Below are 12960 nucleotides of genomic sequence, written 5' to 3' on the forward strand. Positions count from 1 at the left end.
GCGCACCTCGACAAGCTGACGCCAACGAAGCTGCCGGCCACCTCTTCCGAAAGGAAGTGGCGGCTGGCAGCTTTCCTGGGTCGGGCCCCTTCCCGGGCTTGCGTCTACTCGCCGGGTACGGGGCTGGCCGTCACCATGAGTGCCGCGAGGGCCATGCTCTCCAGCAACGGCCGGGCGGACTTCACCGCGACGCTCCGGCCGTGGCTGCGGACGGAGTGCGGCGTGGAGTTGATGAGTCCGAAAGCCGCGTGCGCGCGCATCCGGAGCTCCGCGGTGTCCGTGTCCCCGTGCAGCTCCTGCAGGACATCAACCCACAGCTCCACGTAGTTTCGCTGCAGGGTGCGGACCTCGGCCTGGTCGTCGTCGGAAAGATTGCTGAAGTCGCGGTCCTGGACCCGGATAACATCAGGATTGCTCAGGGCGAAGTCAACGTGGAACTGGACAAGGCGTGCCAGTGCTGCGGCGGGGTCGCCGGCATCCGCCACTACCCGGCGGCCGCCTTCCAGCAGTTCCTGGCTTACGCTGAGCAACAGCGCCCCCAGTACGGCCTGCTTGCCCGCGAAATGCCGGTAGACCGCTGGGCCGCTGACGCCCGCTGCGGCGCCCAGGTCCTCAAGCGACACGCGGTTGAAGCCATTGAGGGCAAAAAGGGTGGCGGCCGAGGACAACAGCGCCTGGCGCCGGCTCTCTTTGGCCTGGCTGCGCTGCGTGGCCTGGCTGCGCTGCGTGGCCTGGCTGCGCTCGATGATCGGCACATTTCCTCCTTGGACCCGCAAATCCTAGCAATGACAGCGCGTGTTGGACATCACAGTTAATAGAGACTAACCTAAATCTCAGTTATGCGGTACTAACCGAATTGCTCAGGACGGCCTTGCCAGGGCGTCCGGGAACGGAAGCAGCCAATGGAGACAATCGCCAGCCTGGTGGACACCGGCAGCGCAGCCTACGCCACCAACCGGGAAGCCCAGCTGGCACTTGCAGGCGAGCTGAGGGATCGGCTCGCCGAGGCCGCGCTTGGCGGTCCGGAGAAGTCCCGGGAACGCCACGTGGCCCGCGGCAAGCTGCTGCCCCGCGAGCGCATAGACCAGCTCCTTGACGATGGCAGTCCCTTCCTCGAAATCGCGCCGCTCGCGGCCAACGGCATGTACAACGACGATTCCCCGGGTGCCGGGGTCATTGCCGGCATCGGCCTGGTCCACGGCCGCCAGGTGCTCGTGATCTCCAATGACGCCACGGTTAAGGGCGGCACCTACTACCCGATGACGGTCAAGAAGCACCTCCGGGCGCAGGAGATCGCGCTGGAGAACCGGCTGCCCTGCATCTATCTCGTGGACTCCGGTGGAGCCTTCCTGCCGAAACAGGACGAGGTCTTCCCGGACAAGGAGCACTTCGGCCGGATCTTCTTCAACCAGGCGAAGATGTCCGCGGCAAAAATCCCGCAGATTGCCTCCGTGATGGGGTCCTGCACCGCCGGGGGCGCCTACGTGCCCGCCATGAGCGACGAAACCGTCATCGTCCGCAACCAGGGCACCATCTTCCTGGGCGGTCCGCCGCTGGTGAAGGCCGCGATCGGCGAAATCGTCACGGCGGAGGAACTCGGCGGCGGCGACGTCCACTCGAAAATCTCCGGCGTCACCGACCACCTGGCCGAGAACGATGAGCATGCCCTCCAGATCGTCCGGGATATCGTCTCCACCCTGCCGAAGCCGGCTGCCCCTGCCTGGGATGTGGACACCGCCGTCGAGCCGCTCGCGGACCCTGGCGAGCTGTACGGTGCCGTCCCGACGGACGTCAACGCGCAGTACGACGTGCGCGAGGTCATTGCCAGGCTGGTGGACGGCAGCCGCTTCCACGAGTTCAAGAAGAATTACGGCACCACCCTGGTCACGGGCTTCGCGAAACTGCACGGCCACCCCGTGGGCATCGTGGCCAACAACGGCGTGCTCTTCAGCGAGTCCTCGCTCAAGGGCGCGCATTTCATCGAGCTCTGCGACCAGCGCGGCATCCCGCTGGTGTTCCTGCAGAACCTCTCCGGCTTTATGGTCGGCAAAGACTACGAACAGGGCGGCATCGCCAAGAACGGCGCCAAGATGGTCACCGCCGTCGCCACGGCGCGCGTCCCGAAGCTGACCGTGGTGATCGGCGGATCCTTCGGCGCCGGCAACTACTCCATGTGCGGCCGTGCCTATTCGCCGCGTTTCCTCTGGATGTGGCCGGCCTCCCGCATCTCGGTGATGGGCGGCAACCAGGCCTCCAGCGTGCTCGCCACCGTCAAACGCGACCAGTACGAGGCCCGCGGCGAGGAATGGTCCGCCGAGGACGAGGAAGCGTTCAAAGCCCCCATCAAACAGCAGTACGAGGACCAGGGCAGCCCCTACTATTCCACCGCCCGCCTCTGGGACGACGGCGTGATCGACCCCGCGGACACCCGCACCGTCCTGGGACTGGCGCTCGACGTCGTCTCCCGCACCCCGCTGCCGGAGACCTCCTTCGGCCTTTTCCGGATGTGAGCCTGTTGTGACTACAACCTCCCAGAAGCCGCTGTTCAACACGGTCCTCGTCGCCAACCGCGGCGAGATCGCCTGCCGCGTCATCCGCACCCTGCGTGCCCTGGGCATCCGTTCGGTGGCCGTTTACAGCGACGCCGACGCCGGTGCCCGCCACGTGCGCGAAGCCGACGTAGCCGTACGGATCGGCCCCGCCTCCGCCGCCGAGAGCTACCTCAAGATCGAGGCCATCATCCAGGCCTGCCGCGAGACCGGCGCCGAGGCAGTGCACCCCGGCTACGGCTTCCTGAGCGAAAACGTCGACTTTGCCCGCGCCCTGGAAAAGGCCGCCATCACTTTCATCGGCCCCGGCGTCGAATCCCTCAATGTCATGGGCGACAAGATCCGCTCCAAGAACCACGTCGCCGGCTACGGGGTCCCGGTGGTCCCGGGCATTGCCGAGCCCGGGATGACGGACGCCCAGCTGATTGAGGCCGCAGCCGGCGTCGGCTTCCCGCTGCTGATCAAACCGTCCGCAGGCGGCGGCGGCAAGGGCATGCACATCGTTGAGCGCCCCGAGGAACTGGAAGCCACGCTGGCCACAGCCCGCCGGGTCGCGGCGAGCGCCTTCGGCGACGACACCCTCTTCCTGGAACGGCTCGTACTCACACCGCGGCACATCGAAGTGCAGGTCCTGGCTGATAACCACGGCAACGTCATCTTTCTTGGCGAGCGCGAGTGCTCGCTGCAGCGCCGCCACCAGAAAGTCATTGAGGAAGCACCGTCGCCGCTGCTGGAATCCCTACCCGACGGCGCCGCCGTCCGGGCGCGGATCGGCGAGGCAGCCTGCAACGCGGCCCGCAGCATCCACTACAGCGGCGCCGGGACCGTGGAGTTCCTCGTCTCGGACAACGCCCCTGACGAGTTCTTCTTCATGGAGATGAACACCCGCCTGCAGGTGGAGCACCCCGTGACCGAGATGGTCACCGGCGTCGACCTGGTCGAATGGCAGGTGCGGATCGCCGCGGGTGAGGAACTCACCGTCCGCCAGGACGACGTCGTGCTCAACGGGCACTCGGTGGAAGCACGCGTCTACGCCGAAATTCCGGAGAAGAGCTTCCTGCCGTCCACGGGAACGGTGCTCCTGCTGGACGAGTTGCCCGGTGATGCAGACGGCACGGTGCGCGTGGACTCGGCCCTGCTGGAGGGACTGGAGATCTCCTCCAGCTACGACCCCATGATCTCCAAGGTCATCGCCTGGGGCGAAGACCGCACGGCCGCCCTTGACACGCTGGATGCGGCGCTCGCCGGGTACACCGCGCTGGGTGTGGACACCAACGTCGAATACCTGCGCCTGCTCATCAACGACGCCGATGTCCGAGCCGGCCGGCTCGACACCGGCCTGATCGAGCGCAAGATGCCGGACTTTGCTTTCCGCCGCGTGTGCGACTTCGAGGTGGTGGCCGCCGCCCTGTTCGCCGAAGCCACGGACGAGCATGATGCGCAGTCCGCCGGGGAAGGCCCGTGGCGTCGCCGCGACGGTTGGAGGCTCGGCGCCCGCGCCCCGCGCCGGATCAGCATTGGAACGGCCGACGGCGGCGTCGCCACGGTAGCCGTGTCCGGCGGGGCAGGGCAGGGCACAGCGGCGGTGACCGTCGACGGCGGCCCGCAGCAACGGGCGTCGTTCCGTTTGTACGGGCGCAACCGCGCAGAGCTGAACCTCGGCGGTGAAGCCCGGGAGTATTCGCTGGCGCCGGTGTCCCGGGGGCACGCCGCACCGGACCGGAGCAACCCGGCCCCGAGCGTCCCCACGGCGTTGTTCCTCGGCAACGGCGGCTGGTCCTGCCGGCTCGAAGTGCTCACCCGCGAGACGCGGCTTGCCCGCGTCCTGGCTGCAATCCAGCGTGAGGAAGGTGCCGCCGACCCGGCCGTGCGCTCGCCGATGCCCGGCACGGTGGTGTCCGTCTCCGTCAGTGACGGCGACCACGTGGAGGCCGGCCAGGTCCTGCTTTCGGTGGAGGCGATGAAGATGGAGCACCAGCTCGTGGCGCCCCTCGACGGCACGGTCCATATCAGCGCCGCGTCCGGCGACCTGGTCAAGGCGGACCAGGTGCTCGCCACGGTCCACCCTGCTGCCGCGGCCGAACCCTCCGCTGCGGAGGACGCGGTGGAGGAATCCGTGATCGCCATGGGCGCCGGAGACTAGCCCGCCCCGCCGCAAAACCATTCACTGCACCCAACAGACCGTCACACAGTTAAGACAAGGAAGTCCCAACATGGCTGATTTTGAGCTCAGCGAGGAATACCAGGACCTCAGCAACACCGTCCGCGAATTCGCCGACGAAGTGGTGGCACCGGTTTCCGCCAAACACGACGAGGAACACAGCTTCCCGTATGAGGTCGTCTCCCAGATGGCCGACATGGGCCTGTTCGGCCTCCCCTTCCCGGAGGAGTTCGGCGGCATGGGCGGAGACTACTTCGCGCTGGCCCTGGCACTGGAGCAGCTGGGCCGGGTGGACCAGTCAGTGGCCATCACGCTGGAAGCGGGCGTCTCCCTTGGTGCCATGCCCGTCTACCGGTTCGGCACCGACGCCCAGAAGGAAGAATGGCTGCCGTCCCTGGCATCCGGCAAGGCGCTCGCCGGCTTCGGCCTGACGGAACCGGAGGCCGGTTCGGATGCCGGCGGGACCAAGACCACGGCACGGCTCGAAGGAGGTGAGTGGATCATCAACGGCAACAAGGAATTCATCACCAACTCCGGCACCGACATCACCCGCCTGGTCACCGTGACGGCCGTAACCGCCAAGCATGAGCGCAAGGACGGCAGCATCAAGAAGGAGATCTCCACCATCCTGGTGCCCACCAACACGCCCGGGTTCAAGGCGGAGAAAGCGTACAACAAGGTGGGCTGGAACGCCTCCGACACCCACCCGCTGACGCTCAAGGACGTGCACGTCCCTGAGGCCAACCTCCTCGGCGAGCAGGGCCGCGGCTACGCGAACTTCCTGTCGATCCTGGACGAGGGCCGCATTGCCATAGCCGCCCTCGCCACCGGCGCGGCGCAGGGCTGCGTGGACCTGTCCGTGAAATACGCCAAGGAACGCAGCGCATTCGGCAACAACATCGGCAAGTACCAGGCCATCGCCTTCAAGATTGCCCGCATGCAGGCCCGCGCCCACACGGCACGGCTGGCTTACTACGACGCCGCGGCGCGGATGCTCGCCGGCAAGCCGTTCAAGACGCAGGCGGCCATCGCTAAGATGGTCGCAGGTGAGGCAGCCATGGACAATGCGCGGGACGCCACCCAGGTGTTCGGCGGCTATGGCTTCATCAACGAATTCACTGTGGCACGCCACTACCGCGACTCCAAGATCCTTGAAGTGGGGGAGGGCACCACTGAGGTGCAGCTGATGCTGATAGCCCGCGAACTCGGCCTATAGCACCCCGTCGGGGAGCAACCAGCGCGCGTAACCAGGAAGGATCGACGATGATTGACAAGGTTGTTGCCAGCGCCGAGGCCGCGGTGGCCGACATCCCCGACGGCGCGTCACTCGCCGTCGGAGGTTTCGGACTGTGCGGCATTCCCGTCGCCCTGATCGATGCCCTGCACCGGCACGGAACGCGGGACCTGGAAACCGTCAGCAACAACTGCGGCGTCGACGACTGGGGGCTGGGGATCCTGCTGAAGGACGGCAGGATCCGCCGCACCGTCAGCTCTTACGTCGGGGAGAACAAGGAATTCGCCCGGCAGTACCTCTCCGGCGAACTCGAGGTGGTGCTGACCCCGCAGGGGACGCTGGCGGAGAAACTGCGCGCCGGCGGCGCCGGCATCCCGGCGTTCTACACGCCAGCCGGCGTGGGCACCCAGGTGTCCGACGGCGGCCTGCCGCAGAAGTACGACGCCGACGGCGGCATCGCCCTCGCCTCCGCGCCCAAGGAAGTCCGCAGCTTCAACGGCGCCGACTATGTGCTGGAGGAGTCGCTGACTCCGGATTTCGGCCTCGTTCACGCGTGGAAGGGCGACCGGCACGGAAACCTCGTCTTCCACGCCACGGCCATGAACTTCAACCCGTTGTGCGCCATGGCCGGACGGATCACCATCGCCGAGGTCGAGGAGCTGGTGGAGCCGGGCGAGCTGGATCCCGAGCACGTCCACGTTCCCGGCATCTTCGTCCAACGGGTGGTCGTCGCGCCCCAGGGCGAGAAGCGCATCGAAAAACGGACGGTCGCAGTGGCCGCCGCCGGCAACGCCCCCCGAGGAACTGAACAGCACGCAACTGACCAGGCAGGAGCATAGCCGTGGAATCGAACAGTACGCCAGGAGCCCCGCCCCGCCCCGAGGCCGTCCGCCACGAATACCGGCGGCCAGCCGTCGGGCATCCCGAGGACACGCCGGAGACCAAAGGCTGGACCCGCAATGAGCTGGCCGCCCGCGTGGCCCTGGAACTCCACAACGGGCAGTACGTCAACCTCGGAATCGGGATGCCGACGCTGATCCCGAACTACATTCCGGCCGGCGTCGAAGTGGTCCTGCACTCGGAAAACGGTATCCTGGGCGTCGGGCCGTACCCCGGCGAGGACCAGGTGGATCCGGACCTGATCAACGCCGGCAAGGAAACCGTCACCGTCAACAAGGGCGCCGCGTTCTTCGACTCCGCGGCCTCGTTCGGCATGATCCGGGGCGGGCACGTGGACGTGGCCGTGCTTGGCGCCATGGAAGTGGCGCAGAACGGCGACCTGGCCAACTGGATGATCCCCGGCAAGATGGTCAAGGGCATGGGCGGTGCCATGGACCTGGTGTTCGGGGCCAAGAAGGTGATTGTCATGATGGAGCACGTGGACCGTAGCGGCAGGCCGAAAATCGTGGAGAAGTGCACGCTGCCGCTGACCGGGAAGGGGTGCGTGGACCGGATCATCACCGACCTCGCCGTCATCGACGTGGTCACCGAGGGCAGCTCGTCCCGGCTGGTGCTGCGGGAGCTGGCTCCCAACGTCACCGCTGAAGACGTTGCCGCGGCCACCGGCGCCGAGCTCTTCGAGGAAGACCAGGAACTGACCGTATGACGGCGGGCGACCCGGAACAGCGTGCCCATGGGGTTTCGACCAGCCCCGCCACCGCCAGTCCGCGCGTGATTGAACAGCGGGGCCTCTACTTCGACGAATTGGAAGAGGGGGTTGTCTACGCCCACCGGCCGGGCCGGACGGTCACCGAAACGGACAACGTCATCTTCACCACAATGACCATGAACACCCAGGCGCTCCACCTCGACGCGGCCTGGAGCGCCGGGCAGCCGTTCGGCCAGCGGCTGATGAACTCGATGTTCACGCTTGCCACGGTGGTGGGGCAGTCCGTCCCGCAGCTGACGCAGGGGACCATCATCGCGCAGCTGGGACTGACCGACGTGTCGTTTCCGCATCCGCTGTACCACGGGGACACCCTGTACACGGAGACCGTCATCACGGGCAAACGGCTGTCGTCCTCGCGGCCCGGGCAGGGGATCGTGACCATGCAGCACACGGGCCGGAACCAGGACGGCGCAGTGGTGGCACTGGCGGCACGCAGTTGCCTGATGTGGACGCGGGAGGCGCACGCAGCGGCGGAGAAAGAAACCGCGCAGAAAGAATCCGCGGGGAAAGAAACCGGGCAGAAAGAAACCGCCGAAAAGAGGACAATCTAAGCATGACATTCCTGATGGGTCCTGCCCTGCTGTTCTGTCCCGCCGACCGTCCCGAGCGCTACCAGAAGGCCGCGGAGCGTTCCGACGCCGTGATCGTGGACCTGGAGGACGCCGTCGCGCCCGCTGACAAGCAGCGTGCCCGCGGTGCCATCCTCGCCCAGCTTGGCGCCACCGGCGACGTTCCGGAGCTGGATCCCAGCCGCACCATCATCAGGATCAACCCGGCGGGAACGGACGAGTTCGAGAAGGACCTGCACTGCCTGAAGCACACCCCGTACCGCCACGTGATGCTGGCCAAGGCCGAAAACCCCGGCCAGCTCAAGGCGCTCGAGGGCTACAGCGTTATTGCGCTCTGCGAGACGGCCGCCGGTATCGTCAACGCCGCCGCCATCGCCGCCGAACCCAATGTGGTGGGCCTGATGTGGGGTGCCGAGGATCTGCTCGCTTCACTCGGCGGAACCTCCAGCAGGAATGACGACGGCGCCTACCGGGCAGTGGCGCTGCACGCCAGGTCAACAGTGCTTCTGGCAGCCGGGGCCTCCGGAAAAGAGGCCATCGACTCGGTGTACGTCAACATTCCGGATCTTGAAGGGCTCGCGGCCGAGTCACGCGACGCCGTGGCCTCGGGCTTCGGTTCCAAGGCCTGCATCCACCCCAGCCAGGTTGCCATCGTACGGGGCGCCTACGCTCCCGCCGAGTCGGACGTCGCCGCGGCCAAGGAGCTCCTGGAGGCTGCCGCTGCTGCCGGGAGCGGCGTGTTCCAGTTCAACGGAAAAATGATCGACGGGCCCATCCTGAAGCACGCGGAATCCACCCTGCGGCGGGCAGTCCACTAGGAAGCGCCGCCGGGGACAGGACTGAACCAATAGCGGTGCAGCACCACGGCAGAGGCCGGGAGTCGGATGACTCCCGGCCTCTGGCATGTTCAGCTGTACCGCTTAGCCCGCTTAGCCCGCTTAGCCCGCTTTCACAGCGAGAACGGGGCAATCCGCTTCCAGGAGTATCCGCTGGGACGTGCTGCCCATGATCAGCTTGCCGACGGGCGAGCGCCGCCGTAGCCCGATCACAATCAGATCGGCCTGGTGTGCCTCCGCCGCTTCCAGCACCTCATTGGCGGCGTCGTGGCCGCGCACCGGCTGGAGGATGATGTGCTCGATTCCTTCCTTGCCGAGCCGCTGGTCGATGCCCTCGATTTCAGCTTCCCCGGCATACCGCTTGTCCACCAGGGCATCGCCCCGGGAGGAATTGATGACCACCAGCTTGGACTGTGCCTTCCGTGCCTCCTTGATGGCCTGGTCAAATGCCGCTTCGCCCTCTGGGGTCGGGACGTAGCCCACAACGATGGTCATGGTTTCTCCTTATCGTGCTGGATGGAGTCGTGGGGGACGGTGTCGTGGGGGACAGTGCTGCGGTGCCCGGCGTCGCCGTCATCCGTGGTGTGGTGGGTCCCCGGTGCGGATGAATCCGGCCGCTGCCCTGGCTGGTCTGCAACTGAGGGCTGGTCTGCAACCGAGGGCTGGACTGCAACTGCGGGCCGGCTCCGGCGGATCAGCTTGAACAGCAGCGGCCACAGGAGAATGAGCGCCACGATGATGTAGACGGTGACGGCGATCGGCTCGCTCCAGAGGCCGGCAGGATCACCGGCGCTGAGCTGCAGCGTCTGGCGGAGCTGCTTTTCCAGGCGCGGTCCGAGGATGACACCGAGGATGAGCGGCAGGACGGGAAGTCCGAAGCGCCGCATCATGAAGCCCAGCGCGCCGAGCGCCAGCAGGAGGACCAGGTCGAACGCCTGCAGGTTCACCGAGTAGGCGCCCAGCGTGGCGAAGAACAGGATGCCGGCGTACAGGTAGGGCCGGGGGATCTGCAGGAGCTTCGCCCACATCGGTGCCAGCGGCAGGTTGATGATCAGCAGCAGCAGGTTGCCGATGAAGAGGCTGGCGATGAGGGCCCAGACCAGCGGTCCCTCGCTTTCGAACAGCTGCGGCCCGGGCTGGATGCCGTATTGCGTGAACGCTGCCAGCATCACTGCGGCCGTGGCGTTGGTGGGCAGGCCCAGGGCCAGCATGGGCGTCAGCGTCCCTGCAGCTGCAGCGTTGTTGGCTGCTTCCGGACCGGCCACACCCTCGATTGCGCCTTTGCCGAACTCTTCGGGGTGTTTACTGAGGCGCTTTTCCGTGACGTAGGAGAGGAACGTGGGAATCTCGGCGCCGCCGGCGGGCAGTGCGCCGAAGGGGAAGCCGAAGGCGGTGCCGCGGAGCCAGGGCTTCCAGGACCGCTTCCAGTCCTGCTTTCCCATCCACGGGCGTCCCACGGGAATGACCTGCAGGGGGTTGCGGCGGAGGTGCGCGGCAACCCAGAGTGCCTCGCCGACGGCGAAGATGGCCACTGCCACCACCACGATGTCGAGACCGTCCGCCAGGAGCGGCACGCCGAAGGTTAGCCGGGCCTGGCCGGTGACCACGTCCAGGCCTACCAGGCCGATGGCGAGGCCAAGGCCCAGGGATGCGAAGCCCCGAAGCCGCGAGGAGCCCAGGACGGCCGTGACGGCCAGCAGGGCCAGGACCATGATGGCGAAGTAGCTCGGAGCGCCGAGGCTGACGGCGAAGTCCACCACGATCGGAGCACAGACTGCCAGGAGGGTGGTGCCGATGGTGCCGGCCACGAACGAGCCGATGGCCGCCGTCGCTAGTGCCTGTGCGGCCCTGCCGGCTTTCGCCATCTTGTTGCCTTCGATGGCGGTGACCACCGACGACGATTCGCCTGGCGTATTAAGCAGGATGGAGGTGGTGGAGCCGCCGTACATGCCGCCGTAGTAGATGCCGGCGAACATGATGAAGGCGCTGGTGGGTTCCAGGGCGTACGTGACCGGAAGCAGCAGTGCCACGGTCATGGCCGGGCCGAGGCCCGGGAGGACCCCGACGGCGGTTCCCAGGACGACGCCGATGACGGCGTAGAGGAAATTCATGGGGGTCAGGGCGGTGGCAAAGCCGTCCATCAGGGAGGAAAAGACATCCATCAGAGAATCCCTTCCAGGAGACCGGCGGGCAGCGCAATGCCGAGGCCAAGGTAGAAGCCATAAAAGGTCAGGAGGGACAGGGCCACGGAGATGAGCCCGTCACGGATGTAGTGCCGGCCTCCCAGTGCCCAGACGCTGCCCCAGAACAGGATGGTTCCCGAGATAACCCAGCCTGCCCAATCGATCAGCAGGATGTTGGCGACGAAGGCCCCCACCAGCGGCAGGATGGTCTTCCAATCGGCGGGGTGGGTGAGATCCACGTCCTCACCGCCTTCGGCTTCGCCCTGGCCACCGCGGAGCACGTTGACGGCCAGCAAGGCAGCGCAGACCAGCAGCAGGCCGCCCACAATGAACGGCAGGGTTTTTGGTCCTACGGGATCAGACTGCGAATAGGGGGTGACGATGCGGGCCGCGTCCGCGATGACCAATGCCCCGGCCGCCCCGAGCAGGAGGGCAACCCCCAGCTCGGAGCGGCCTTTGAGCCGTGAGGCCAGTGTTGGTGAGGAGCTCACGCCAGGCCAAGCTTCGTGAGGACGTCCGCCACCCGCTTGTCCTGCTCGGCCAGGAAGCTTTCGAACTCAGCGCCGGTGATGAAGGCGTCGCTCCAGCTGTTGGTCTTCAGGGCTTCCTTCCAGGCGGCCGTGCCGTGCATCTTTTCGAGCGCCCCGATCAGCTTGGCCTTGTCCTCGTCGGTGATGCCCGGAGGGGCCACGATGCCGCGCCAGTTGGTGAACACCAGGTCGATGTTCGATTCCTTCAGCGTGGGGGCATCCACGCCTTCGAGCCGATTCTCGCCGCTGGTGGCCAGGACGCGGACCGCGCCGGATTCAATCTGCTTGAGGTACTCACCTGCACCGGAGGCCGCGAAGCCCACCTTGTTGCCCAGGATGGCCGGGAGGAGGTCTCCACCGCCGTCGTAGGACACAAAGTTCACCTTGGTGGCGTCGATGCCCAGCGCGCCGGCAAGCTGCATGGGCAGGAGGTGGTCCGGGCCGCCCGGCGACGAGCCGCCGCCGACGCTGATGGAACCGGGGTCAGCCTTCCAAGCGGTAACCAGGTCGTCGATGGTCTTGTAGGGCGAATCCTTGCTGACCATGATGGCGCCGGGCTCTTCGATGAGCCGGGCCAGGGGAGTGGTGGCCGTCAGCTTGGACTCGGACTTGTTGGTGTAGCTCGCGCCCACCACGCCCAGGCCCATCAGCATGGTGAGGTCGCCGTTGCCCTTTTCGTTGACGATTCGGGCGAGGCCCACGGTGCCCCCGGCGCCGGCGAGGTTGAAGACTTCGGGGTTCGTGGCGATTTTCTCGTCTTCGAGGACCTTGGCCGCCACGCGGGCGGTGGTGTCGTAGCCGCCACCCGCAGTGTTGGGGACCATGATCTGGAGGCCGGTCAGCGGACCGGCAGGGGCGCCGGAGGTGGCACCGCCGGTGGAGCTCTTTCCTGTGGCACCGCAGCCGGTGGCCATCAGGGCGATACCGGCGGCGACGGCGGCAATTCGCAATGCGCGGATCTGGCGCATGGGGTTCCTCTTCTCAGTAAAGTTCTCGGTATAGCTGGTCAGCAAAACTGACTGGTGCTTTGATGCTAGGCCTGAAAGTGACGGACATCACTCTTGTGTACGCAGAGAAAGTTAAGTTCATTTCGTTCACGTTTCCGGTTCGCAACCGTCGCGGAGTCTGCCTCGGAAACCGGCCCGGTCCCGGCATTCCGCCGTGGGGTATAGTTCACCCCACCGCGGCGGATCGGGAGTCCCGCGGACGCACGCCGGCATCGTTTCCAC

The 12960-nt window shown here is 66.6% G+C and carries 12 protein-coding genes; 7 read left to right on the top strand and 5 right to left on the bottom strand.

What is annotated here, in order from left to right; translation table 11 throughout:
- Positions 1-104 precede the first annotated feature (104 nt).
- Complete coding sequence (locus tag J2S97_RS12235) at positions 105-755, bottom strand: SACE_7040 family transcriptional regulator (protein ID WP_307049735.1); 651 nt, start codon at positions 753-755, stop codon at positions 105-107.
- Between the two features lie 147 nt (positions 756-902).
- Here J2S97_RS12235 and J2S97_RS12240 point away from each other — a divergent pair, with 147 nt between their 5' ends.
- From J2S97_RS12240 to J2S97_RS12270, 7 genes are all read left to right on the top strand, one after another.
- Complete coding sequence (locus J2S97_RS12240) at positions 903-2510, top strand: carboxyl transferase domain-containing protein (protein WP_307049738.1); 1608 nt, start codon at positions 903-905, stop codon at positions 2508-2510.
- Positions 2511-2517: 7 nt separating this feature from the next.
- On the top strand, positions 2518-4692 hold the full coding sequence (locus J2S97_RS12245) for an acetyl/propionyl/methylcrotonyl-CoA carboxylase subunit alpha (RefSeq protein ID WP_307049741.1): 2175 nt from the start codon (positions 2518-2520) through the stop codon (positions 4690-4692).
- A 70-nt stretch (positions 4693-4762) separates the two neighbouring features.
- Positions 4763-5926: an acyl-CoA dehydrogenase family protein gene (locus J2S97_RS12250; RefSeq protein WP_307049743.1), complete on the top strand. Its 1164-nt coding sequence runs from the start codon at positions 4763-4765 to the stop codon at positions 5924-5926.
- Positions 5927-5973: 47 nt separating this feature from the next.
- On the top strand, positions 5974-6783 hold the full coding sequence (locus J2S97_RS12255; RefSeq protein ID WP_307049745.1) for a CoA transferase subunit A: 810 nt from the start codon (positions 5974-5976) through the stop codon (positions 6781-6783).
- 2 nt (positions 6784-6785) lie between these two features.
- Positions 6786-7550: a CoA transferase subunit B gene (locus J2S97_RS12260; protein ID WP_307049747.1), complete on the top strand. Its 765-nt coding sequence runs from the start codon at positions 6786-6788 to the stop codon at positions 7548-7550.
- The gene (locus tag J2S97_RS12265; protein ID WP_307049749.1) at positions 7547-8164 is read left to right on the top strand and encodes a MaoC family dehydratase; all 618 of its coding nucleotides are present in this window, start codon (positions 7547-7549) and stop codon (positions 8162-8164) included. Before J2S97_RS12260 ends, J2S97_RS12265 begins: the two co-directional genes overlap by 4 nt.
- A 2-nt stretch (positions 8165-8166) precedes the next feature.
- On the top strand, positions 8167-9000 hold the full coding sequence (locus J2S97_RS12270; protein ID WP_307049751.1) for an HpcH/HpaI aldolase/citrate lyase family protein: 834 nt from the start codon (positions 8167-8169) through the stop codon (positions 8998-9000).
- A gap of 120 nt (positions 9001-9120) precedes the next feature.
- Here the strand turns inward: J2S97_RS12270 and J2S97_RS12275 are convergent, their stop codons facing one another.
- From J2S97_RS12275 to J2S97_RS12290, 4 genes are read right to left on the bottom strand one after another with little or no spacing between them, the layout of a single operon-like run.
- The gene (locus J2S97_RS12275) at positions 9121-9513 is read right to left on the bottom strand and encodes a universal stress protein (protein ID WP_307049752.1); all 393 of its coding nucleotides are present in this window, start codon (positions 9511-9513) and stop codon (positions 9121-9123) included.
- Entirely contained in the window at positions 9510-11180 is a 1671-nt protein-coding gene (locus tag J2S97_RS12280; RefSeq protein WP_307049754.1) for a tripartite tricarboxylate transporter permease, read from the bottom strand. Before J2S97_RS12280 ends, J2S97_RS12275 begins: the two co-directional genes overlap by 4 nt.
- Positions 11180-11692, bottom strand: a complete 513-nt coding sequence (locus tag J2S97_RS12285) for a tripartite tricarboxylate transporter TctB family protein (protein WP_307049756.1) — start codon at positions 11690-11692, stop codon at positions 11180-11182. Before J2S97_RS12285 ends, J2S97_RS12280 begins: the two co-directional genes overlap by 1 nt.
- Positions 11689-12699, bottom strand: a complete 1011-nt coding sequence (locus tag J2S97_RS12290) for a Bug family tripartite tricarboxylate transporter substrate binding protein (protein WP_307049759.1) — start codon at positions 12697-12699, stop codon at positions 11689-11691. Before J2S97_RS12290 ends, J2S97_RS12285 begins: the two co-directional genes overlap by 4 nt.
- Between the last annotated feature and the right edge of the window lie 261 nt (positions 12700-12960).

Origin of the sequence: Arthrobacter oryzae (assembly GCF_030812315.1) — a bacterium.
Taxonomy (GTDB): Bacteria; Actinomycetota; Actinomycetes; order Actinomycetales; family Micrococcaceae; genus Arthrobacter; species Arthrobacter oryzae_B.

Coding starts and splice junctions, on each gene's coding strand:
- J2S97_RS12240 (WP_307049738.1), top strand. CDS start 903: ATGGAGACAATCGCCAGCCTGGTGGACACCGGCAGCGCAGCCTACGCC.
- J2S97_RS12250 (WP_307049743.1), top strand. CDS start 4,763: ATGGCTGATTTTGAGCTCAGCGAGGAATACCAGGACCTCAGCAACACC.
- J2S97_RS12255 (WP_307049745.1), top strand. CDS start 5,974: ATGATTGACAAGGTTGTTGCCAGCGCCGAGGCCGCGGTGGCCGACATC.
- J2S97_RS12265 (WP_307049749.1), top strand. CDS start 7,547: ATGACGGCGGGCGACCCGGAACAGCGTGCCCATGGGGTTTCGACCAGC.
- J2S97_RS12270 (WP_307049751.1), top strand. CDS start 8,167: ATGACATTCCTGATGGGTCCTGCCCTGCTGTTCTGTCCCGCCGACCGT.
- J2S97_RS12275 (WP_307049752.1), bottom strand. CDS start 9,513: ATGACCATCGTTGTGGGCTACGTCCCGACCCCAGAGGGCGAAGCGGCA.
- J2S97_RS12280 (WP_307049754.1), bottom strand. CDS start 11,180: ATGGATGTCTTTTCCTCCCTGATGGACGGCTTTGCCACCGCCCTGACC.
- J2S97_RS12290 (WP_307049759.1), bottom strand. CDS start 12,699: ATGCGCCAGATCCGCGCATTGCGAATTGCCGCCGTCGCCGCCGGTATC.